This is a genomic window from Leptospira kirschneri serovar Cynopteri str. 3522 CT (assembly GCF_000243695.2).
Taxonomy (GTDB): Bacteria; Spirochaetota; Leptospiria; order Leptospirales; family Leptospiraceae; genus Leptospira; species Leptospira kirschneri.
Window position 1 is genome coordinate 218,611 of sequence record NZ_AHMN02000010.1, and the last position, 23,501, is coordinate 242,111.

Annotated in this window: 15 protein-coding genes and 1 pseudogene; 9 read left to right on the forward strand and 7 right to left on the reverse strand. The window is 38.5% G+C overall.

Translation table 11 applies throughout. The annotated features are described in order from the left end of the window. Positions 1 to 435: a universal stress protein gene (locus LEP1GSC049_RS213510; protein ID WP_002154824.1), complete on the reverse strand. Its 435-nt coding sequence runs from the start codon at positions 433 to 435 to the stop codon at positions 1 to 3. A 159-nt stretch (positions 436 to 594) separates the two neighbouring features. On the opposite strand from LEP1GSC049_RS213510, the gene LEP1GSC049_RS213505 reads away from it, so the two are divergent. Next, positions 595 to 1,440, forward strand: a complete 846-nt coding sequence (locus tag LEP1GSC049_RS213505; protein ID WP_004750387.1) for a hypothetical protein — start codon at positions 595 to 597, stop codon at positions 1,438 to 1,440. Positions 1,441 to 1,900: 460 nt separating this feature from the next. Here the strand turns inward: LEP1GSC049_RS213505 and LEP1GSC049_RS2000000229365 are convergent. Continuing rightward, positions 1,901 to 1,972 (reverse strand): annotated as a pseudogene (locus LEP1GSC049_RS2000000229365) (Imm7 family immunity protein); the annotation flags it as partial. Between the two features lie 1,167 nt (positions 1,973 to 3,139). Here LEP1GSC049_RS2000000229365 and LEP1GSC049_RS213500 point away from each other — a divergent pair. Then, positions 3,140 to 4,942: a methyl-accepting chemotaxis protein gene (locus tag LEP1GSC049_RS213500; protein WP_004768315.1), complete on the forward strand. Its 1,803-nt coding sequence runs from the start codon at positions 3,140 to 3,142 to the stop codon at positions 4,940 to 4,942. A 542-nt stretch (positions 4,943 to 5,484) separates the two neighbouring features. Here LEP1GSC049_RS213500 and LEP1GSC049_RS213495 read toward each other — a convergent pair. Together LEP1GSC049_RS213495 and LEP1GSC049_RS213490 are read right to left on the reverse strand one after the other, a co-directional pair. After that, positions 5,485 to 6,090: a GNAT family N-acetyltransferase gene (locus LEP1GSC049_RS213495; RefSeq protein ID WP_004762898.1), complete on the reverse strand. Its 606-nt coding sequence runs from the start codon at positions 6,088 to 6,090 to the stop codon at positions 5,485 to 5,487. Positions 6,091 to 7,680: 1,590 nt separating this feature from the next. Next, entirely contained in the window at positions 7,681 to 8,499 is an 819-nt protein-coding gene (locus tag LEP1GSC049_RS213490; protein WP_025175829.1) for a rhomboid family intramembrane serine protease, read from the reverse strand. Positions 8,500 to 8,605: 106 nt separating this feature from the next. On the opposite strand from LEP1GSC049_RS213490, the gene LEP1GSC049_RS213485 reads away from it, so the two are divergent. The 5 genes from LEP1GSC049_RS213485 to LEP1GSC049_RS213465 all read left to right on the forward strand — a co-directional run bounded on the left by LEP1GSC049_RS213485 (position 8,606) and on the right by LEP1GSC049_RS213465 (position 17,520). Then, the gene (locus tag LEP1GSC049_RS213485; protein ID WP_004767063.1) at positions 8,606 to 9,562 is read left to right on the forward strand and encodes an MBL fold metallo-hydrolase; all 957 of its coding nucleotides are present in this window, start codon (positions 8,606 to 8,608) and stop codon (positions 9,560 to 9,562) included. After that, entirely contained in the window at positions 9,559 to 11,997 is a 2,439-nt protein-coding gene (locus tag LEP1GSC049_RS213480) for a penicillin-binding protein 1A (RefSeq protein WP_004762910.1), read from the forward strand. Before LEP1GSC049_RS213485 ends, LEP1GSC049_RS213480 begins: the two co-directional genes overlap by 4 nt. Before the next feature lie 87 nt (positions 11,998 to 12,084). Then, entirely contained in the window at positions 12,085 to 13,317 is a 1,233-nt protein-coding gene (odhB, locus tag LEP1GSC049_RS213475) for a 2-oxoglutarate dehydrogenase complex dihydrolipoyllysine-residue succinyltransferase (protein WP_004762912.1), read from the forward strand. Between the two features lie 13 nt (positions 13,318 to 13,330). After that, positions 13,331 to 14,734: a dihydrolipoyl dehydrogenase gene (lpdA, locus tag LEP1GSC049_RS213470; RefSeq protein ID WP_016560850.1), complete on the forward strand. Its 1,404-nt coding sequence runs from the start codon at positions 13,331 to 13,333 to the stop codon at positions 14,732 to 14,734. A 23-nt stretch (positions 14,735 to 14,757) separates the two neighbouring features. Then, positions 14,758 to 17,520, forward strand: a complete 2,763-nt coding sequence (locus tag LEP1GSC049_RS213465; protein ID WP_004759285.1) for a 2-oxoglutarate dehydrogenase E1 component — start codon at positions 14,758 to 14,760, stop codon at positions 17,518 to 17,520. Between the two features lie 5 nt (positions 17,521 to 17,525). On the opposite strand, the gene LEP1GSC049_RS213460 is transcribed toward LEP1GSC049_RS213465, so the two are convergent. Next, on the reverse strand, positions 17,526 to 18,326 hold the full coding sequence (locus LEP1GSC049_RS213460; protein WP_244266181.1) for a hypothetical protein: 801 nt from the start codon (positions 18,324 to 18,326) through the stop codon (positions 17,526 to 17,528). 406 nt (positions 18,327 to 18,732) lie between these two features. On the opposite strand from LEP1GSC049_RS213460, the gene LEP1GSC049_RS213455 reads away from it, so the two are divergent. Continuing rightward, positions 18,733 to 19,293, forward strand: coding sequence for a DUF4349 domain-containing protein (locus tag LEP1GSC049_RS213455; RefSeq protein ID WP_004750431.1), 561 nt, complete (start codon positions 18,733 to 18,735; stop codon positions 19,291 to 19,293). 57 nt (positions 19,294 to 19,350) lie between these two features. Here the strand turns inward: LEP1GSC049_RS213455 and LEP1GSC049_RS213450 are convergent, their stop codons facing one another. Both LEP1GSC049_RS213450 and LEP1GSC049_RS213445 read right to left on the reverse strand, forming a co-directional pair. Further along, positions 19,351 to 20,481: a hypothetical protein gene (locus tag LEP1GSC049_RS213450; RefSeq protein WP_004759275.1), complete on the reverse strand. Its 1,131-nt coding sequence runs from the start codon at positions 20,479 to 20,481 to the stop codon at positions 19,351 to 19,353. Then, positions 20,478 to 22,280, reverse strand: a complete 1,803-nt coding sequence (locus tag LEP1GSC049_RS213445) for an HSP90 family protein (protein WP_016560848.1) — start codon at positions 22,278 to 22,280, stop codon at positions 20,478 to 20,480. The genes LEP1GSC049_RS213450 and LEP1GSC049_RS213445 overlap by 4 nt, the downstream gene beginning before the upstream one ends. Before the next feature lie 887 nt (positions 22,281 to 23,167). Between LEP1GSC049_RS213445 and LEP1GSC049_RS213440 the strand changes: the two genes are divergently transcribed. Next, positions 23,168 to 23,501: transposase (locus tag LEP1GSC049_RS213440; protein ID WP_025186056.1), on the forward strand; the 334-nt coding region annotated here is incomplete at its 3' end.

Below are 23,501 nucleotides of genomic sequence, written 5' to 3' on the forward strand. Positions count from 1 at the left end.
TTAACGAACGACCGTCACCGAACAAGTAGCGTGATGAACGATTCGATCGGAAACGGAACCTACTAAAAATCTTCCTACTGCGGAAAGTCCTCTCGAACCGATTACAATCATATCATAATTTCCTTTTGTAGCCGTTTCTACGATTGTATCTGCTGGATAACCTTCTAGAACCAAACGGTCCCATTTGATTTCTGGGGATTCATCTAAAGGAGAATGAATCTTTTCGAATCTTTGTTCCGAGATCCATTTTACTCTGTCCTTTCCTTCGGGAGCTTTTTCATAATAACCTGGAAGAGGACCGAATTCCTCTATCACTTCTAAGATCGTGAGGTTTGCGTTTGCCGCTTTTGCGATCGCAATTCCCATTTCCAAAGCTTTTTTAGAACTTTCCGAACCGTCTACAGGGACTAAAATTTTTTTGATAAATCTTTGCATGTACTTTCTCTTTGCCAAAGAGTGTATCCTTCTCAAGTTGGTTTTCCAATCAAAAAATCTTAAAATTTAGGTTGGTACGATTTAATTTTGATTTATCGGAGAATTTTGATTTTATAAATGACTTAGACAAAAAAATTGCAAATCAATTAGCTTGCGATCATGGAACAAAAAACGGAACTAGATCGTATATTCCTAAATTCTTATTTAACATATAAGAATCTAGGAGATCCAAAAGATTTAATCGAACAGGCGGCGTTTTGGATTGGTAGAATTGCGGTGCGCAAGTATTCCCTTGGCGAAGACGAGAGAAGCGAAGTTCTACTCAAGTTCATTCAAAAAATAGAATATTTTTCTAAATTATACGAAACTAAAAAATTCAATAATTTTTCGGCGTTTGGGATCGTGTTTTTAAAACATCTCGTTTTGAATCAATGGAAAAAGGAAATCAATTCTTTAAAAAAAAATCCTATTTTTTTGGAACCGGATAGTTTGCCTGGATCTGTGGTTTACGAGCCAGACTATGATTGTGAACCTTCACCGCATAAAATTTTCTTACAGGAAATTTTACAAAATTTAGATCCGAGAGGAGTTTTGATCTTTAAGCTCAAACACAATCTGTTTTTGGAAAGAAAGGATATTCTACTTTTGAAAAGTATTCTTGCTTCGTCCGGAAATTCGATTCGGGATTTTTTAAAAGAAAAGGCGGAAAAAACATCTTCCGTTCGATGTAAAGAAATTACGATTTTAGAAAAGATGGAAGTCACACATCAATTGATTTTTTCTAATCGAAAAAACGCGGCGAACTTCTCTTCTCAAAAGAAACTGAAACTCAGAAAAAAACTTTTAAGACCAGAAATCATTTATACTTATGAAGAGATTTCCAATTGGTTTGATTGGAAATGTTCCGTGATCAAAAGATTATATCTACAAACCATGAACTCTTTAAAGAATTCTGGTGGTATTCAATTCAATTTCAAAGGAAATAAATCGAAGGCGTCTTACTGATTTGAATCACTTAACGTGAGTAAGGCGTAAAAAAACCAGGGCGAATCCGGCTTGCCACAGGCAGCCGGACCGGGCTCTTAGCTCTGGTCAAGTTATTGTGAAATTCCAGAATCAGATTCAATTTTTATAAAATACCAATAACTTGATCCCACAACGCGACCCATAGGAAAGCGTTGTGCTGAGTTTCGAACGCGACCTGCAGAGCGACCCTTAGGGAGCGATGCATTGAGTTTGAGGAAAGCGTTGTGCTGAGTTTCGAACGCGATCCGTAGAGAGCCATAACCTTACCCACAAGTTGAATAAGATTTTAGAATCATAAGGCTCAAAAACGCACATTTTTCAAGTGTTCCGACAAGAATGAGTCTTTTTACTTGCAAAAAGCATGTTTTTCTGATAGAGAAAAGTCTTCCGAATTTCTCCACCTCCGCCCCCACCCAAAAATAAGGGTGGGAACTCAGTTTTACAGAGGATTTGTCGTAATTCCCACAGATTTAATATTGAAATCTAAATACTTGTGGGTAAGGTTATGGTAGAGAGCGTTTTACTGAGTTCAAGAAGTGAGACGCTGAGTTTCCAGAGCGACCCTTAGGAGCGATGCATTGAGTTTGAGAAAGCGTTGTGCTGAGTTCATTCCTTTTACGTTCATTCACGTTATTTTACATTTTCAAAGTCTGGTCGTAACACCTCTAAATTTCCCACATTGATTACTCGAACGCATGAAAATAGTATTAGAAAATGAATAGGTGATTTTACAAAGACTCAGAAATTTTCAAAAAATTATATCTAACTTGAAATCGTTGGCTTTTTTGTGTGAGATCCCACATTTTAAATTTTGAAATAGTCTTAACGTGAGTAGATCATAACGAATCCATGATTCTGAAAAAAGTTAGAATCTGAACTTTACAGATCGATTCGGGAACTACCACAATTTATAAAATAGAAGTTTATAACAATTGAATCTGTCTCAGTGTGGGAACTATTACAAAACTTATGTTTATCTGTAAAATTATGTGGGAGCTCTCACAAATCACGATTTTATGAGTAAATTCTAAAATTGTAGGAACTCATACTCTAAGAAAATTTTACTCAGCCAGAACTCACTTTAAAATGGGATTTAAATTTTGATGACAGCTGTAAAACAGCGGTTTTGTGCAAAAACCAGATGGGCGATGATTCTTTTTGTATTTTATAGTAGTTCCCACAATTTTCAAAGTCCAACTGGTAAATCCACGATTTGTAAGAGTTCCCACATCAAAATTGACCTAAGATTTTCTTATGTACTGCTTACGTTAACTTAAGTTGGATCTCTAAAAACTATTCATTTTTTAAAATGGTGAGCATACTATCTAAAAAATTTTGTTTCAGAGTTTTATATTTTAAACTTGGTTCGGATTCTAAGTTTTTAAAGAAATTTTTTCTAAGGAGTAGTTACTGAAAAAGAACTTTATGTAGGTCTTTTGGTTTTTAAAGACTTAAAAAATGCAATAAACTCTTACGTTTTACTTTTTTATGAAAAAATTAAGTTTTCTAAATAAGATTTCTAACTATCGAACTCGTTTTTCATTTTGTGAAAATAAAGTAAAAAATAATTTTCGGAAGATACTTTTCTTTCGGAGTAGTATAAAAAAATGAGTTCAGTAGATAGTTTGTAAATGGAAAACATTTATATTCTAACTCGATTTAATCAGTAGAGTACATTATGAATCAATTTGAATCTAAAAAGCTGCGATGGAAATTAACGATAGGTTTGGAGTTATTGACTTCAATTTTGGCGGTTCCTTTGGCGGTTTTGTTCGTAATTTCTGCCGGAGGTTACGATTTCAATCAATCGATAGGGTTGATTATTTCTTCCACGATTTCTTTGACCACTTCGTTTGTGGTTCCTTCCGTTCGTTTTGTGATCCTTGGGAAACTTTTAAAAAACTTAGAAGATAAAAATTGGTTTGTTTTAAATTCCAAAGAAAAATCCGAAATTAAAATTAAAATTCTCAACTTTCCTCTTTATAATTCTTGGTTTTATATGATTCAGTGGAGTTACGGAATCTTTGCCGCTTGGAGAATTATGCATTTATTTTTTGTTCCGAAAACGATCGAGTCTCTTCCGTTTGCTTTTTTGCCTGCAATCATTTATCCAGTTTTAGGAGTTTCTCATTTCTTTTTAACGGAATCCACACTTGTGGCTCTTTTAGAATCTGATCGTTTGGGTGACGTTTATACCGATCCCAAAAAAATAAAAACCGTCGGAATTCATACAAGAATTTTCAGCACGATTTCTGCGATCGCTATTCTTCCAATTGTAATTTTAGGTTATCTTCTATTTGAAGAAACTTCCGGCTGGATCAAGTTAGGCGATGTTACAATTCCATTGATTCTTACTCTGATGTTTATGTTGATTGCAGTTGGGGTTGCGTCTTTTCAGCTTTCTTATACGATCCGAAGAAATTCAGAAAACATGATTCAAATTTTTGCAAAGATGTCGGATGGAAATTTAACTCAGGTTCTTCCTACCGTTTCCAGTGACGAATTAGGTTCTAATACCAGAGCCTTAAGCGACTTTGTTAAGCGACTTCGTATTATTGTAAAAAGGGTTTCTAAGGAAGCGATTAAACTTTCCGAAAGTTCTAAAACTTTAGGAGAAAATACGAGTGAGTTATCTAGAAAGATGGAAGATCAGGCGGCCTCTTCCGAAGAGATGAGTTCGGCGGTTGAGGAAATTTCGGCTTCGATTCATTCTACTGCTTCTCGAGCAGAAAGCCAAACTCTGATTGCTAAAAAAGCGCAAACTTCTCTCGCGGAATTAGAAGGAAGGATTCGCCAGGTTCACTCCGCTCTTGTGGAAACCAAAGCAGACGCGGATCGAATGAAAGGTGAAACTAAAAGTGGAGAAGAAGCTTTGAAGGGAACTCAAAAAGCGATGGAAGCAATCGATGAAAGTACTACAAAGATGGGCGCCACCGTAAACGTGATCAGAGAGATTACAGATAGAATCGGTCTTCTTTCTTTGAACGCTTCGATTGAAGCGGCAAGAGCGGGTGAGGCCGGAAAAGGTTTTGCGGTTGTAGCACAAGAGATTGCAAAACTAGGAGAACAGACTCAAGAGAATGCTAAAAGAATTACTTCAGCGATTTCGGAAGCTTTGAACGCCACAAAAAGCGGTAGAGAAGTGATCGAGTCTATGCAGACCGTTTTTCAAAGAATCGGAAATACTGTAGGCACTACTCTGGATCGTATTTCGGAAGTAGCGTTACTTTCCGATTCTCAGTTAACCGCGAGTGATCAGGTAAAATCCGCGTTTACTGAATTTTCTATCTCTTCGGACGAAATTAGAAACCATACTCAAGAACAGGCTAGAACTTCTGAAGAGTTTTCAAAAACGATCGTTTCGATTTCTGAAACGACTGAGTTTTTAAATAGTGTGGTCACTCAGATTGACGAATTGTCTATTCGTTTAAATGAACAAGCAGACAAACTGAAATCGGAGATGGATTTTTTTGAAACTTGAGTTATTTTTTAGAAAATTGATGACAGAAGATGCTCTTTTTTTTCTTCTAAAAATAATAATTGATCCATATTTTAGAAAATTAAAATATACTTTTTGTTTAAAGAATTCAAAAAATAGAATATTCTGAAAATTAAGAGTCTATTTCAATACCTATCTATACATTAGAGTATCATAACTTTTGAAAATAAGCTTCCTTTTGAGGACGAAATTTTATGTATCCTATGTAGTTATTGAATAATATTTTAACGTGATCAGGGCGTAATGCGAAAAGGATCGATGAATGAACTCAACACAATGCTCTCTATGAATCGCGTTAACTCAGCAAAACGCTTTCCTAAGGGTCGCGTTTTAGGATCAAGTTATTGGTATTTTATGAAAATTGAATCTGATTCTGTAGTTTCACAATAACTTGACCGAAGCTAAAGAGCCTGGTCCGGCTGCCTGTGGCAAGCCGGATTCGCCCTGGTTTTTTTACGTCGAACTCACGTTATTTTAAGTTTTTGGTCTTTTTGAATTTTGTTTTTAGAAAAGTTGTATAAGTTTTATCTGGATTTTCTTTCTAATTTGAATTTTAAATGTGATCGGGTGGTAGGCCATTCACTTGAGATGATACTGTAAACGGCTGTGTCTCTCAGAGTTCCGTTTGGCATAGTTCTATGATTACGTAAGATTCCGTCTAAAGTTGCTCCTAATCTTTCTATGGCTTTTCTTGAATTTTGATTGAGTCTATGCGTTCTAAATTCTACGGCGATACAATCTAAATTCTCAAATGCATGTTCTAAAAGAAGAAATTTACATTCTGTATTTACAAATGTTTTTTGGTATTCTTTAGAATACCAAGTCGAACCTATTTCAAGTCGTTTATCCGTTTTTTCTATGTTCATATAACGTGTACTTCCGATGATTTTTCCATCGACTTTACTTTGTACAACAAAAGGAAGTGAACTTTTTTCTTTTTCTTCTGTCAGAGCCTTTTCGATCCACTGTTTCATAGCTTCAGGAGAAGGTACTAACGTGAACCAAAGTTTCCATAGTTCTCCGTCTAACACTGCTTTAGTTAATGTTTCACAATGTTCCATCTTGAGAGGATGAAGTTCTACATGGTTTCCGATCAGTGAAATAGGTTCAGGGGGAAAGTGATGTTTCATTTTTGAATTTTGTTTTGAACTTGTCTCAAAAACTCCAAAGATACAAACGATAATTCTTTAGAAGTTTCTGATAAATTCTGTAGCTCCTACAGAAGACCGCACAGTCTGGAGGATATTTGCGAATTTTTCTAATCGTTTTTTATATCATCAAATATTTGTAAATTTTAGGTTTTAGAACAAGTTCTTTGTTGAAATTGAAAATTTATAAAGATTATTCAAAATTTACAAGTAGATTTTAGTGAATCATAAAAGTAGAACATTTTGTTGAGTTCAGTGAGCAAGACATTTTCGTTTTACAAAATTGTGGGAACTACTACTTTTAATGTGGGTTCGGTATAAGAAATAATTTTCTAAAAGTATGAGTTCCTACAATTTTAGAATTTACTCATAAAATCATGATTTACCGGAGTTCTCACATCATTTTACAGACAAACCTAAGTTTTGTAATAGTTCCCACACTTGAATACTACAGTTATAAACTTCTATTTTATAAATTGTAGTAGTTCTTACGGATTACGTCTGTTTTTATCTTTTTTGCGATTTTAAATCATACTTTTCTGAACGAAATTTTGCAGTAGTTCCTACATTTTAGGAATCGATCTGTAAGGTTCAGATTTCAACTTTTTTCAGAATCACGAGTGCTTACGCTCTGCTCACGTTACTTTTAGAAAATTCTTTCTCATTTTTTTAAATCGAGTTCACGTTTTCTAATATTAGAAAAACAAATATTATCTGCTCACTTTACCCATCCCTATAAGATAGAATACCTTAAATGTTGTGATAAAAAATCGATTAACGAGTGTCCAATGCTAAAGCGATTATTATGCTGCGATCCATAACCAACCCCACAAGTATTTGGATTTCAATATGAATCTGTAGGAATTACGACAATCCTCTGTAAAAACTTTCACTTGCAACGCGATTCATAGAGAGCGTTGTGTTGAGTTTCCAACGCGATCCATAGAGAGCCATAACCTTACCCACAAATATTTAGATTTCAATATTAAATCTTGTGGGAATTACGACAAATCCTCTGTAAAACTGAGTTCCCACCCTTATTTTTGGGTGGGGGTGGAGGTGGAGAAATTCGGAAGACTTTTCTCTATCAGAAAAACATGCTTTTTGCAAGTAAAAAGACTCATTCTTGTCGGAACACTTGAAAAATGTGCGTTTTTGAGCCTTCTTATTCTAAAATCCTATTCAACTTGTGGGTAAGGTTATGATAGAGAGCTTTGTATGAGCTTTTCCTAATTTTGGTGGCAACTCAATGAATTGCTTTCCATGGGGCGCAATTCAGGTGGAGAAGTTCGGAAGATTTTTATCTATTAGAAAAACATACTTTTTGCAAGTAACAAACCTCATTCTTGTCGGAATACTTGAAAAATGTGCGTTTTGCTTGAGTTCAATTTTGATTCTAAAATCCTGTGTGGTTGGTCATGATAGAGAGCCGCACCTGAGTTTGAAAAATTCCGAAGGAAATTGGAGCAGAAAGTGCGGTCCGGCAACTCCCAAACCTTTTAACGCTGAATTTACGGGATTGATATGTAAAAACGATTAATTGGTTCTCTGTTATATAGTTCCGGGTAAAAATCAATCTTCCGAATAATATTTACTAGATGCTTCTTTCAAAAATTTTTTTTCTTTTCTGGAAAGAGAATTCATACCGGATTTGGAAATTTTATCTAGTAATTGATCCACTTCTTCCCTGACGTGAATTTTACGATTCATTTCTTCTTGCCATTTTTTCATCTTTCTTTTTTGAAGATAACGACTGAGAGATAATGAAGCAGGAATTTTAGATTTTAGTTTATTATAATAAAAGAAATAAACCGCTCCACCGATCGCTCCTCCCAAATGAGCCATGTGTGCGATGTTGCTACCCGAGCCGGAAAACGCAATGATGAGCATAAGAATTACAACCATATACTTCGCTTTGAGGGGAAAAAAGCCCATAAAAAGAAGTTCCTGGTTAGGCCAGATCAAAGCGAAGGCGATCAAAAGACCATAAATTCCACCAGAGGCGCCGATGATAGTACCTTGATGAAATCCAACGTTATGCAAAATCCAAGGAAAAAAACCTCCCATAAAACAAGAGAATAGATAAAACTTCAAAAAATTTCTACTACCCCAGTAACTTTCCAGTACCGAACCAAACATCCAAAGAGAAAACATGTTGAATAAGATATGAAAGAAATTTTGAACCGAATGTAGGAATGCGTATGTCAGAAATTGCCAAATAAAAAAACGGTGAGTGATCATATCGGAAGTCATTCCAAAATAAAGAGTTAAGTAATCTCCTACCGTCCAGGAAAGTAGAAGTTGAACCGCAAAGACGCTCCCGTTTAAAATCAATAAGGTGCGGACTACTGGAGTCAGCTCCGGACCGATTCGATTGTAGATTCCTGTCATAGAAGAACATGATTTCTCTTCGGAATCCAAAGACAACCGTAAAACGGAATTTCTTGTTTCTCTTCTCTTTGACAGAAAATTTCGGAAGTTAAATACTGGGCCGGATATGATCGTTCAGTTATACGGAACCAGAGGTTCGATTCCTTCTCCTCTCCGCACCAAAGAATACATTCAAAAAGTGACTCAGATTTTGGAAATCGTCCGAGACAAGGGTCCAGAAGTTCTTACCAATATTCAAAAATTTATTTCTAATTTGCCTACCTATTTATCCCACGTAGTAGGCGGGAATACTACCTGCGTTTCGGTCACAACTTCTTCCGGAAAAAGATTGGTTTTTGATTGTGGAACCGGACTTAGAATTTTAGGGGACGAGTTGATGCGGAAAGAATTTCAGAACGGAGAAGGAAAGCTTTCTTTATTTTTTTCGCATACTCATTGGGATCATATCCAAGGAATTCCATTTTTTAAACCGATCTATATACCCGGAAATGAATTTCATTTTTATTCACCTTTTCCGGATCTGCAGGAGCGTTTAGAAAAACAACATTCTCCCGAATACTTTCCCATCCCATTTTCCGGACTTGCTTCCACGAAAATCTTTACCTGTCTGAATCCGGGCGAAACGTTGGATTTGGAAGTGGATTGTAGGATCAGTTTTTATCCTCTCAAACACCCGGGCGGGTCGTATGCCTACCGAGTGGAGGAAAAAGGAAAGGTATTTATTTTTGCTACGGACGCGGAGTTTACAGGGGAGGATTTCGATTCTATTTCGGAGATGAAACCTTTCTTTGAAAACGCAGACTTACTCGTTTTAGATGCCCAATATACTTTGGACGAATCCTTCCAAAAATTTGACTGGGGACATACATCCTACACGATGGCCGTAAACTGTGCGGTCGCCTGGAATGTGAAAACTCTCGTATTGACCCATCACGAACCCGTTTATTCGGATGACGTGTTGGATCTCATTCTGGAGGAAGCTAAGGCACACTCGGTTTCGCTCGGTAACTCTTCCATGAAAATAGAACTCGCCGTCGAAGGAAACGTATATAAATTAATATGAAAAGTATCGGACTTCATAGAACTTCTAAAACCTTGCTCGTCATAGCCCTCTTAGGAGGACTTTTTTTTGGTTATATTCTTTCGGAGGTGGACGAAGGAGGAGAACTCGCGATGCTTGCTTCTTACCAACCTACAACTCCTACTAGACTCTACGACATCAATGGAGTTGTATTCGCGGAACTTTATAAACACAAACAACAGCTATTGAAATACCAAGATATTCCGCCTCACGTTGTGCAGGCGTTTTTATCCGTGGAAGACAATAACTTTTTCAATCACTTTGGGATCGACTTTATGGCGATACTTAGAGCCGGGATCGTAAACGTGATTTCGGGTAGAATCAAACAGGGAGGTTCTACTCTTACGCAGCAGCTCGCCAAAACGGTTTTACAAAATAGAAAAAGATCCTTTGCGAGAAAATTTATAGAAGCGTTGTTTACCCTTCAGATAGAACAGGAATATTCAAAAGAAGAAATATTAGAAATTTATTTTAATCTAATTTATTTGGGACACGGAACCACTGGGCTGGCTTCCGCCGCGGATGTATATTTTCAGAAAGACGTAAGCGACTTGGACGTAGCCGAAGCGGCGCTTCTTGCCAGATTGCCTAAGGCTCCCGTAAAATATTCCCCCTTTAAAAATCCGGCCATTTCCAAAGGTGCACATTTAAGTGTTCTAAGGCTTATGGCGGAACAAGGTTATATCCCCGCGGATAGGGTTCAAACCATTCACGACGATTTTTGGAATAAATACTGGCCCGTAGTTATCACTCAATCTCCTTCTCAATCCACTTGGGGGAATCGTTTGAACAAGGCTCCTCATTTTACGGAGTATGTTCGTCAAAAACTAGAAAAAGAGTTAGGAGAAGACAAGGTTTATACGGGTGGATTGAAAGTATATACTACTCTTGATGCTCGCAAACAAGAGATTGCTCAAGAGGAACTATCCAAGGCGATTAAAAAACATGACGACCTTGTTTCTGGAATTACGGTCAATTATTCCGGAGGAGCCGATAGAGGACTTGTAGGTCTTTATTATTTGATGGGTTCTGTGTTTCCCATCGGAATGCCTTTTATTAGCAAGTTAGACGACAAAGCAAACTACAGAGTGGCTTTGGAACGTGAACTTATAGACGCAGTAGACATTCTTACCATTTTAACTCCTGGAGAAAATGAATCCGCCGCGATTTCGGAATTTCAAAAACAAACAGCGATTTTTGGAAAAAATCTACACGTAGAAGGAGCCGCGATTACGATCGAACCTTCTACCGGATACATACAAACGATGGTAGGTGGTTACGAATTCACTCCCAAGAATCAGTTCAATCGAGCTACAATGGCAAGACGTCAAACTGGCTCTGCGTTTAAACCATTTGTTTATGGAGCCGCGATTCAGGAAAGGGTGGTAGGAAGTGGAACTGGAATTATGGACGCACCTCTTACTACTTTAACGGAAGAAGGAGAAGGTTGGTCACCTCAGGATTTTGACGGAGACTTTTTAGGAATGGTTCCTCTATCTAGGGCTTTATCTTTGTCGCTTAACATCGTTTCGGTGCAGGTTTTTTTACGAACTGGTCCGGATGCGGTCATCGATTTTTCTTCCAGACTTTTAGGAGTTAATCCGAATCGTTTTCCGCCTAGTCCAGCTTTGGCGCTTGGGATTGCGGAACTGACTCCTTTGGAAATGGCGCTTGGATACGCTACCATCGCCAACAATGGTAGAAGGGTAATTCCGTTTTCTGTTCGTTATGTGATCGATCAAAGTGGGAACGTAGTTTATAACGAAGAAGTAAAGGTGCAAGAAGAGTTACAAAGACAAGCCAAAGACGGAAGTATCCAAGTAATTTCGGAAGGAACCGCCTACATTCTGAAAAAAATGTTAACCAATGTGGCTATGGCAGGGACCGCCGCAATGGGACTCAGAGATCCGGAGAAAGGAAATTATAGAGGAATCGCTGCGGGAAAAACGGGTTCTACTTCTTCTTTTACAAACGCTTGGTATTGTGGATTTGATCCGAATTATACGACCGTAATTTGGTTGGGATTTGATAAAAGTTCTATTTCCTTGGGAAGAGGACAGGCCGCTTCTGTACTTGCGGTTCCGATTTGGGGAAGGATGTACAATCGATTCTACGGAGGACAAAACTATCCTACTTTTGGAGAAGATGTAATTCCAGAGGAAGTACAAGGAGGAGGTACTTGCGCTTACAACGGACTTTCACCAAAGCCGGGAGTATGTCCCGTAACTCAGAATCTGACACTCAAACCGATCACGGTAGCAGGAGTGACCAAGGCTGTAATGGGTAATCGTCAGTGTGATGGAGAAAGGGATCATCATAAGTCTATGGATTTTAGAGAATTCTTACAGAAAGAATATCAGATTAGCGATGAAGAATTAGGAAAAACGGATCGAAAATTCAAACCCAGAACAGAATAATTTCGTTTTGGAGAATTTCGTTTACAGAATTTTTTCATTTAGAAGGATTGAAACCGAGATGGCGTTGTCTCTCGAAAGGAATCATTCATGTCTGTAGAAATTAAGGTCCCCGAAATGGGGGAATCGATTACGGAAGCTACGATTGCGAACTGGGTAAAGAAAGAAGGAGAGTCTGTAAAACAAGACGAGATCTTGTTAGAATTGGAAACCGATAAGGCGACCATGGAAGTTCCAGCTCCTTCTTCGGGTGTTCTTCAGAAAATTCATAAAAAAGCTGGAGAAACCGTAAAGGTAAAGGAGATCATCGGGCTGATTGACTCCACAGCAACAGCAACTGTTTCTTCTCCTTCTCCAACAAATTCAGCACAAACATCAGGAAACGGAACCATAAACGAAACTCTTCCACCTGCGGTCCGTAAGTTGATCGAAGACAACGGACTCAATCCGGCATCGATTATTGGTTCCGGTAAAAACGGACAAATCACAAAAGAAGACGTATTAAAAGCAATCGAATCCAAATCGTCTGTTTCAAACGCTGTAGGAACTCCAGCGGCGGTCAAAGCGACGCTGACTTTACCTGAAATTCCGAAAGCGGTTCCAAGTGTAAGAAGGACGGATCTACCAAAAGAAAATGTAGTTCCTATGACCCGACTTCGTAAGGTAATTGCAGAAAGACTTGTATCCGCACAACATAACGCCGCAATTCTGACTACGTTTAACGAAGTGGATATGAGCGCCGTAATGGAACTCAGAAACCGTTACAAGGATCGATTTAAAGAAGCGCATAACGTAGGTCTTGGATTTATGAGTTTCTTTACCAAGGCCGCGATTCATGCGCTAAAAACAATTCCGGCGATCAATGCAGAAATCCGTGGAAGTGATATCGTTTACAAAAATTACTATGACATAGGAGTCGCTGTCGGAGGACCGAAAGGACTGGTGGTTCCTATCGTAAGAGACGCGGACTTGCTCAGTTTTGCAGGAGTGGAACAAGAGATTGTAAGACTTGCAAATCGGGTTAAAGACGGAAAAATCGAACTTGCTGAAATGGAAGGTGGGACGTTTACGATTTCCAATGGGGGAATCTACGGTTCTATGATGTCCACTCCGATTCTCAATCCTCCACAAAGTGGAATTTTAGGACTTCATAATATAGTAAAACGTGCCGTGGTGGTAAACGATCAGATCGTGATCCGTCCGATGATGTATCTTGCGCTTTCTTACGATCATAGAATCGTAGATGGAAAGGAGGCGGTCACCTTCCTTGTAAAGGTTAAGGAAGCGATCGAAGATCCAAGTCGGCTTTTACTAGAACTTTAATGAAAGAGGAAGTATGTCAGCAGAATTTGACGTAGTCGTGATCGGCGCGGGACCGGGGGGCTACGTTTGTGCCATCCGCTGCGCGCAACTTGGTTTCAAAACCGCAATCATCGAAAAAAGAAAAACCCTCGGAGGCACTTGTCTGAACGTGGGTTGTATTCCTTCCAAAGCGCTTTTAGATTCTTCCGAAGAATATCATAAAACCTTACACAAACTGGAAGTTCACGGAATCAGTGTCGGAAAAGTGGATCTGGATCTGAACAAACTTATGAGTCGTAAGGATCAGATTGTAAAGGAAGTCACGGACGGAGTAGGCTTTCTTATGAACAAAAATAAAATCAAACGTTACGAAGGTTTTGGAAAAGTATTATCTGCTGGAAAAGTAGAAGTTGCTTTGAATGACGGAAAAAAAGAAACTCTTTCCGCCAAACATATCGTAGTCGCTACCGGGTCGGTTCCGATCGATATTCCGGGTTTAACCGTGGACGGAAAAAATATCATTACTTCTGATCACGCGATTGAACTTCGTAAACTTCCAAAAAAGATGATCATCATCGGAGCCGGAGTGATTGGACTCGAATTAGGATCCGTTTGGGGGAGACTCGGAACTTCTGTGACCGTGGTTGAATTTTTGCCCGGACTCATTTCTAACGTAGATCGTCAGATGGGTTCGTTATTAGAACGTTCTCTTACTTCTCAAGGAATGGAATTCCTATTTGAACATAAGGTAAAAGGTGCGACTACTACAAAGAACGGAGTGAAGGTTCAGATCGAAGATTCTAAAGGAGCGTCTAAGGATCTAGAGGCGGATATTGTTCTGGTGGCGGTTGGACGTAGACCTTTTCTGGAAGGAGTGGGACTGGAGGACGCAGGTGTAGCATTTACACAACGCAAACGAATCCAAGTGGATGCACATTTTAAAACTTCCGTTCCGGGAATTTATGCAATCGGAGATGCGATCGATGGACCTATGCTCGCACACAAAGCGGAAGAAGAAGGAGTTGCTCTTGCAGAACTTCTTGCGGGTCAATCCGGTCATGTCAATTACAATGCAGTTCCTTACGTCATATATACTTGGCCGGAAATGGCTTGGGTAGGAAAGGGCGAGGAAGAATTGAAGACTGCAGGAATCGAATATAAAGTAGGAAAGTCACTCTTTCGACCCAATGCTCGTTCCAAAGCGATGAATGAAGCGGAAGGACAAGTCAAAATATTAGCCGATAAAAAAACGGATAAACTTTTGGGGGCTTTTGTATTTGGCCCAAGGGCTTCGGATATGGTGGCGGAACTGGCGGTGGCTATGGAGTTTGGAGCTTCTGCAGAAGATATAGCAAGAAGTTTCCATGCACATCCGACCTTGTCGGAAGTGATTAAAGAAGCGGCAATGGCGGTGGATAAGTGGGCGATTCACGCGTGAATCGTATTAGGTAGGTTTCAAAAATGAAGATAGAAAAACTCATGGCGCTTTATGGGGAGAATGGTGCTCTCCTCGAAGAACTTTATAATCAATATAAACTCAATCCGGAAACTTTAGATAAAGAATGGAAGTCTTTCTTTCAAGAAGTGGATACAAATGGTCTTGCCAACGGAAGTGGATATACAAATGGCAATGGTAAATCTGCAGTGGCTACTTCTTTTACGGATGCGCAGGCGGCTTCCATCCGAGAAATGGGGATCATCAACCTTCTCAATGCTTACAGAAGACAAGGTCACCTTGCTGCAAAATTAGATCCACTTGGAATTCAAAAACCTAACCGCACGTTTATCGATTCTAAACTGCACAATATTTCACCCACAGATATAGATACTATTGTGGATAGTGAAACTCTCGGAAGAGTAAAACTTGCTGAGATCGTGGATCTTTATGAAAAGGTATATTGTAATACGATCGGAGCCGAACATTTCTATTTAGTAAATGATGAAGAAAGAGAATGGCTTCAAAAAAAGATGGAGTCTCCTGAATTTCTAGCGCCTTTGCCTAGAGGAATTAAACTCAGACTTTTCGAAAAATTATTTCAAGCAGATTATTTTGAAACCTTTCTCGCTAAAAAATACGTAGGAAAAAAAAGATTCTCGTTAGAAGGAGGAGAATCCTTCATTCCACTTTTAGATACGATTGTAGAAGAGGCCGGTCATCATCAGATGGACGGGCTCGTGATCGGAATGGCGCATAGAGGAAGACTGAATGTTCTCGTGAACATTATTGAAAAACCTGCGTCACTCATCTTTGCGGAGTTCGAAGAAAAAACGGACAAGGATAACTTAAGTTATGCGGACGTAAAGTATCATCTGGGATATTCCAATAGTAGAATGACTACCTCTGGTAAAGAAGTGAAACTTTCACTCGCATTCAATCCAAGTCATTTGGAATGTGTGGATCCAGTCGTAACCGGATCGGTTCGCGCCCGTCAGACTTTGATCGGAGACAAGGATCGTTCCAAATATATGCCGATTTTGATTCATGGAGACGCCGCGTTTGCGGGTCAGGGAGTTGTTGCAGAAACTCTCAACCTGATGAATCTAGAAGGTTATACTACAGGTGGAACGTTTCACATCGTGGTCAATAACCAGATTGGTTTTACCACCCTTCCGGATGAATCTAGATCTACGTTGTATGCAACTGATCTTGCGAAAGGTTTCCAAATTCCAATCATACACGTAAACGGAGACGATCCGGAAGCAGTTTACAGAGTTGTAAAACTAGGAATGGAATATCGTCAAAAATTTAAAAAAGATTTTATTATCGATTTAGTATGTTATAGAAGACTCGGTCACAATGAAACGGACGAACCAGCGTTTACTCAACCGAAGATGTACGCTATTATTAAAAATCATCCTCCTACTGTAAAACTTTATGAAAAAAGACTCGTAGAAGAAGGGGACATTCTACAGGAAGATATTGATTTTATCAAAAACGGATCCATGCACGGGCTGGAAGATTCTTTCCAAAGGGCCAAAGAACAGGACGTAAAAATTCGTGTGGATACAATGCAAGGGGTTTGGTCTAAATTTTCTAAGGATTCGTTGGATTCGGAACCGGCCACAAAACTACTCGCAGAACAGATGCACGGAATTGTTCAAGCTTTGACTAACGTGCCTCCTGGTTTTACTCCAAATTCTAAACTGGTAAAACTTCTGCAGAGTAGAAAGGAAATGGCGGAAGGAAAAATTCCGGTGGATTGGGGTTTTGCAGAAGCCCTTTCTTTTGGATCTATTTTAGAAAGTGGATTTAGGATTCGTCTTTCTGGTCAGGATTCTCAGAGAGGAACTTTCTCACATCGTCACGCGGTTCTTGTGGATACAAATACAAACGAAAAATACATTCCTCTCAATCATATTTCGTCTAAACAGGCTAAGGCGGAGATTATAAACTCTTCACTTTCTGAATTTTCAGTTTTAGGTTTTGAATACGGTTATTCTCTTTCGGATCCGAACGCTCTTGTGATGTGGGAAGCTCAGTTTGGAGATTTTGCGAACAGTGCTCAGGTAATCTTCGATCAGTTTATTTCCAGTTCGGAAGTAAAATGGCAAAGACTATCTGGTTTGATTATGTTACTTCCTCATGGATATGAAGGCCAAGGTCCGGAACATTCTTCTGCGAGATTGGAGAGATTTTTACAACTTTGTGCCCTAGACAATATGCAGGTTTGTAATCTAACAACCGCGGCTCAGTATTTCCATCTGCTCCGAAGACAGATGCTCAGAAACTATCGTAAACCTCTAGTGATCGTAACTCCAAAGAGTTTACTTCGTTTTCCTGCTTCACTTTCTCCTGTGGAAGATATTCTACAAGGTGCGTTTCGAGAAATATTGATCGATGATAGTGGATCTAAACCGGATAAAATCGAAAAGGTGGTATTTTCAGCAGGTAAAGTATATTATGATTTAATGAAATACAAGGACGAAAATAAGATCAAAAATGTAGCACTGATTCGAGTAGAACAAATTTATCCTTTTCCTGCAAAAGAGATCCAAAATTCTCTTAAAACTTTCAAAAACGCTAAACAATTCGTTTGGTGTCAAGAAGAGCCAAAAAATCAAGGAGCTTGGTTTTTTGTTCGAGAAAGGATCGAAAAACTTCTTCCAGGGGATGCTCGTCTTGTGTATGCGGGAAGACACGAATCTCCTAGTCCTGCCGCTGGTCATATGAAACTGCATCTACAGGAACAAGATCAGCTCGTTTTAGACGCGTTTCAAGCGTAAGATTTTTAAAAGGTAAACCGAGAAATTTTCTTTCGGGCGTGCCTCTGCGAAAGTGTTTTCCTTTTCAAGCGCAGAGTCGCGCTCTTCGCTTCAATCCGCAACGCACCATTTGATCCTTTAGAATATTCTAATTTTATGGTTTTCTTACGTTCGGGTTCGGTAAATGAACGGTGCACAGCAGTATTTTCGCTTTGATCGCTCACGCGACGAACTTCCCGTGGGAAGCGAGTCATTTTAACTCTTACGTCGCTTAAACTCAAGCAGAACGGTTTCCCGCAATCTCTTGTATGGAAAACCAATCTATCGAGATTGTCCTTTTTGCCGATCGAAGATAAAAACCTTCCTAAATCATCCGTTTGAGTCTCCAATAAAAGCTTGGCCTTGTTATTTTCGATTTCGTACAGATAATAAAAATGATTTCCGTTTCTCGAACCTAAGACTTCCAACAGAGGATTTGTAAAACCGGGAAGACGCAACTGGCGCGCGGAATGTATTTCCGTAAACGTAATACTCTCCCGAGAATTCAAATTCTCCGAATCAAAAAAAAGAACATTCGAAATGATCTTATTTTTTTTATACCGAACAACTTTCAAAGTTTCCCAATAATCCTGCTCCGGAATGTCGCCTTGTTTCGGCGGCGAAGAACGTATTAAAATTGTAATGAATAAATCTGGAATATCCTTACAAAGAATGATTTTCGCGTCTTCGTATTCTTCGTTATCCGCCAAAAGGAGTTGTTTTAAACTCTTCGCCGCGATCGAAGTCCAGGAAATAGAGAAAAGAATCAGAGAAAAAAATAGGAACATATCGAAACAAACCGAGAAAGACCGTTTGAGAAACGTTTTGAAAACGGTCACTGGAAATTCTTCAATATTTGAAAGAGGCCGATAGAAGAATCGGATTCGTAAAACCGCTTTTGCATTTGTTATACTGAATTCCCTTTAGTATAAGCTACAATTACAACCAACCACTGATGAGAAACTATCCTTAAAACAGAGAAATAGAACCTAAAATTCAGACTTTCCCCGTTTGAAGATCCAATTTTCACTTCGTAATATGGGAACTCTCGTGCCTTTCCCTAAAAAAGCTATATAAAAATTACGATTTCTGTGAAGAGGATTCTTATATCGAACTCAAGTTAAAAATAGTCTTAGAGTTAAATAATAGAAAGCGAGATTGACGAAACTCGAAAATTTCTTATTCTAGCTTACAATGCCGACCGTTACACTGATATTTGTATCTATTTTTTTCGGCTCTTCGCTCGTAGCAAGTCCGACAACCAATACGGACCATACAAACTTAGAGAGAAGATTTTATTCTCATTCTATTCGTATAAAAATAGAATCTGCGAAGGTATCCACTTCTCGTGAAAAAATACAAAATTTAGTTCATCACTATAAGGGTTTTATCTTAAAAAGTACGAATTCGAATTTAAAATTTAAGATACCATTTGCCAGCCAAGATCATTTTTTAATCGAACTTAGAAATAACGAGCTGGTAGAAAAAACAGATGAAACGATCAACGATATTACCGATCCGCTTGAAGAATGTACAAAAAGGCTTGAGATCGATCACGAATTTCTTTTGAAATACAAAAAATTATTTGAAGAAGATAAACTTCCCAAAAGGGAAAGAAGGCATCTACTGATAAAACAACATAAGGTTTCTTTGGACATACAGAGATTGGAAAAAAAGAAGAAGGATTTAATTTTAAAAACTAAGTTTTCCGATTTTACGGTTTCCTTTCTTCCGATAAAACAAAAAGAATATTAGTAAAACTGAATTCTATAAACGAGGTTCGATTTTTAAATTCGACTGATTTGTGTTAAATTACTGATTATTCTCTTGTAAATGTTTTTGAGACAGTTCGTGAAACGCTTTTAGGCCTTTTAGATCTTCCATGTAAGAATCATTACCGTTTCGACTATCAAATTGAGATGCAAGTCTCGACGCTTCTTTACCGAACCAGGAATCCAGATCGATAACGGCGTAATTTCCGTTTTCTTTGTAGTCTGGAAATGTTTTCGGCATCCTGATTTTTATCGATTTTAGATTTGATAGTAGAATACGTTCCGTTAAAAATTTAGCGGCTTTATAAAACTGAAAACGATAATTTAGATCGGGCGCTCTGAAAGCGAATGCGAAATGTTTCTCTAATAGTTGAATCGCTTTGGCAATCTCTCCGGTGATTCCTAAAAATAAGAGATGTTCCGAGATTGTTCCGAGTAAGGCCGTAGAATTCGAAACTAGTCTATATCCTATCTTATGAAGTCGAGCAGCTTCTTCCGGTTGGTTGAGGCGAAGCAGGGGCAAAAGTAGAGTACCATACGTTAGATGCGGTACTTCTGCACAGCGCAATTTACCCGAAAGGATCGATTTGGCTTTTTCGAGTGCCACTTCGTCTTGACCCAAATGGACTGCGTAGAATACTTCCGAATTTTGTACACAAGCAGCACAATCCGCAAGGCGTCCCTTAGCAGTCGTTTGTTTGAGCAACTCGTGATATTTTTGGCTTTCTTCTATATTTCTCATGCTCATTGAAATACTACGTTTCAGCATTAAAACCGGATGTTTGTTTTCCCCGTTTTTTTCATAACGTTTTTCTAAATCTTCAAGCATCTCTAAGATCTGTTCCTTTTTGATTTGGGGAAACGCAGGAAGATTTTCTATGATCCATTTGTATTTCCATAACAAATCCTCTTCGCTGAATTTTTCTGGATTTTGATCTACTTGAGAAAGACACCAAGAAAAGGATATTAAAGCTTTATCAATCGCTCCGGAAAAAATCCCCGCTTCTATTAAAGCAAGTCGAACTTCGAAACCTAATTCTTTATTTTTTCTCAAATCCGCCAAACGGATGATTTCTTCTAAAAGCGAACACTTTGAGAAATCGTTTTTTAGCAATTCCACGTCCCACAGAACGGGAAATAGATCTTCGGTGTTGGGATCTATCTCTATCATTGATTCTCACTTATTGGATCGTTTATACATCCTTCAATTAAGTCCGAAAGTCCATCCGTAAGAAGAGACAACTCCTTAACATGAAGCGGGTGGTGTCCCATTAAAAGCGCTTGTATGTAGAGCATCTGAACGGCTCTACTTATTAATCGAACGTCTTTCAGTTTTACGAGTTTTTGAATCAAAGGATTGAGTAGATTTAAAAAAAGGTGCGCATTGATTCCTTTTGAATAAGAATCAGAGAGATTGTTTAAAATGTCGGACCACATCTTGTTCGCAATTTCTTTAGAATGTTCCACGGAACGTAAAAAGTCTCCTTCTTGACTCAGGTGATATAACATAGGCATTTCTATCGGAAGAAATTTTTTTATGTCGGTCGCACACTGAAAAGGACGTAGAACTTGATCTGCAGTTTGTAAAAGATCGAATACAGATTCCCGTTCTGCAAGAGTGATGTCTTCGAATGTTTGAGCGAATCCAGCTGCGTCCACCTGTTCTACTGGATATAGTTCGCTAAAACGTTCCAGTAATTCGCTGTCATAGACATAACCTCCGTTGATAATTGCTTCTCCTTGCGCTGCCGCAACTCCTGAAATCTGTCGATATTGGTCGTGACTAGATACATAACGGAGAACTGAATTTTTTTCCCGAAATTCTTTTAAGGTCATTCTCCCGAACGTAGTTTCAAATGGAAGAAAGTCGATGATCAAACGGAAAAAATCGGAGTCCTGAACCGCGAGTGCTTTCATGGATAAATGATGAAGGCCGATCAGATGGCGAAGACGTTCCGGTTCTTCTTCGGAAAGTGTAATCAGATAATCTCGAAGGCATTGTCCCAGTGTTTCTCTCGCTTTTTCGAGAGATTGATCTTCGTAAAAATCTTCTCGTGATGCGGTGGGTCTGAGTTCGTCTGCGTTGACTACACATTTGACAAAGAACGCCCAATCCGGTAGAAGGGATGCGGCTGACTCGGATAAAAGCATATTCTTAAGATAAATACGATGTATGTTTTTTTGTGCAAGACTAGGAGAATATGGTAAAACGAAAGCGATTCCCTGTGCCTTACCTATGTCGGAGGTTAACGGGATTGCGTCTAAAAATGAAGTTTCAAATAACTTTTTTCCGAAATCAAGAAATGTATTTCGTTCTTGTGCTTTGCTTTTATACGTGCGGTTCCAGGGTGCAGGTTCCGGATTTAGAAGTTCGGTGGATTCTCCTTCTAAAAATCGAAGTGGAACGGGTAATAGACCGCCAAATTTATTTACAAGATTACAAAGAGTTTCTCGCTCAAAGTATTCTTCAAAGCCAGGTTTACAAAGAAGATAGACCTGAGTCCCAAAGGGCAAGTCACTTCCAAGTGTTTTGATCGAGTAAGTTCCATCTTGTTTTCCACGCCATTCGAAAGCGGGTTGTGTTTTAACTTTTACCGAACGAGTGACGACTACAACTTCGTCACTGACGATAAAACATGAGAGTAGACCGACTCCGAATTGGCCGATAAAATCCTTTTGGAGTCCACGTTTTGAACTTTGTCCTATGGTCGCCAGAAACTCGTGGATTTCCGATTCCACTAATCCGATTCCGTTGTCCGTAAAGATAAGAGTTGGAGATCCTCCGTCCTTTCCGGGAACGACTTCAAGATGGATTTCTCCTTTGTTTTCCGGTTCGAGGTAGGCGCGGGCTTGGATTGCATCTACTCCGTTTTGTAAAAGTTCACGAACGAATACTTGAGGTCCGCTGTAAAGATGTTCTGAAAGTATATTGATGATTCCACGTAAGTTGACTTGGAACTTATGACTCACAAGATGGCTCTTTTCTAATTAGATTTCAAAGAGATAGTAAGAATATAGGTATAAGTTTGGGTCAAGTAAGATTCCACGTATACAGAATTAAACTTTCGCTAACATTAAACATTCGTAGAACGATAAATTTAAATTCGCTGTCGGATTTCACGATTTTTTGGGATATAAATTAAAATGAGATTAATATCTTTTAAAAATTTGAATTGAAACAAATGTTGGTTTTAGAATATTCAAAAAAATGAATTTATCTACTCAGATTCAGGGACAAAATCTGTTGAAAGACTATAGTAACTGAATGTTTTAATCAGAACTATAAAATACTCAATCGTTTTGTATTGTTTTTCTTTGTCATTGTTATTAAAATAAGAAAGTAATTGACTCTTTTCAAAAATAGAGTTGTTGAAAAATTAATTCTTGATCTGTTTGTATTGGATTGAATGGACAATTGAAGCAATTTTACGAATCTTCACTATGGAATTTTTCAACAACTCTAATGTTATTCATCCAATAACGGATGTTAATCGTTATTTTTGCGTTCCCATTTTATATCCGATCGATTTTGAATTTCATTCATACTACGCGAACCAAAGCCTATTCGATGTTAGGAAGATTTTTTATTCGATTTATAAGTTACTTCTGCGGATTTAAAAATTTTAGATCATTAGCGCTCAATGGAGTTATTCTAAAAATTCTTTGAATCAATCTAAGAGAAGAATGGAGGAGTTGGTGATTCCGAAGTGAACGTTTTGGTCGTAGTTCCGACAATTTTTTTGTAAAATCGAACAGCCCCCACCCAAGAGTCTGTTGAAAAAGAAGAGCAAAATGTATGAACCTGCTAGATTAGCACAATGGCAAAGTTCAAGAATACAGACCCGAATCAATTGAGGATGCATGTTTTAGACTTTCAGGAATTGTTCGGAGAAGGACATCCAATCCACGGATTTAAAAAAGTCATGGAACGTTTAGATTTTGAGGATTTCGATAAAAATTATCAGAATGACGCAACAGGTCGACCTGCGATCTCTCCAAAGAAAGTAATTTCGGCTCTTTTCTATTCCATCTTAATCGGCAATCTTTCGATGAGAGAACTCTGCAGGTTATCAAAACTCAGGGCCGAGTTGATCTATCTCTTGGATGGAGAAGAATTAGATCATACGTTTATTTCCAAGTTTCGAAAGGTACATTCGAGGATCTATTTTCCCAGACGGTATTTCTTGGATA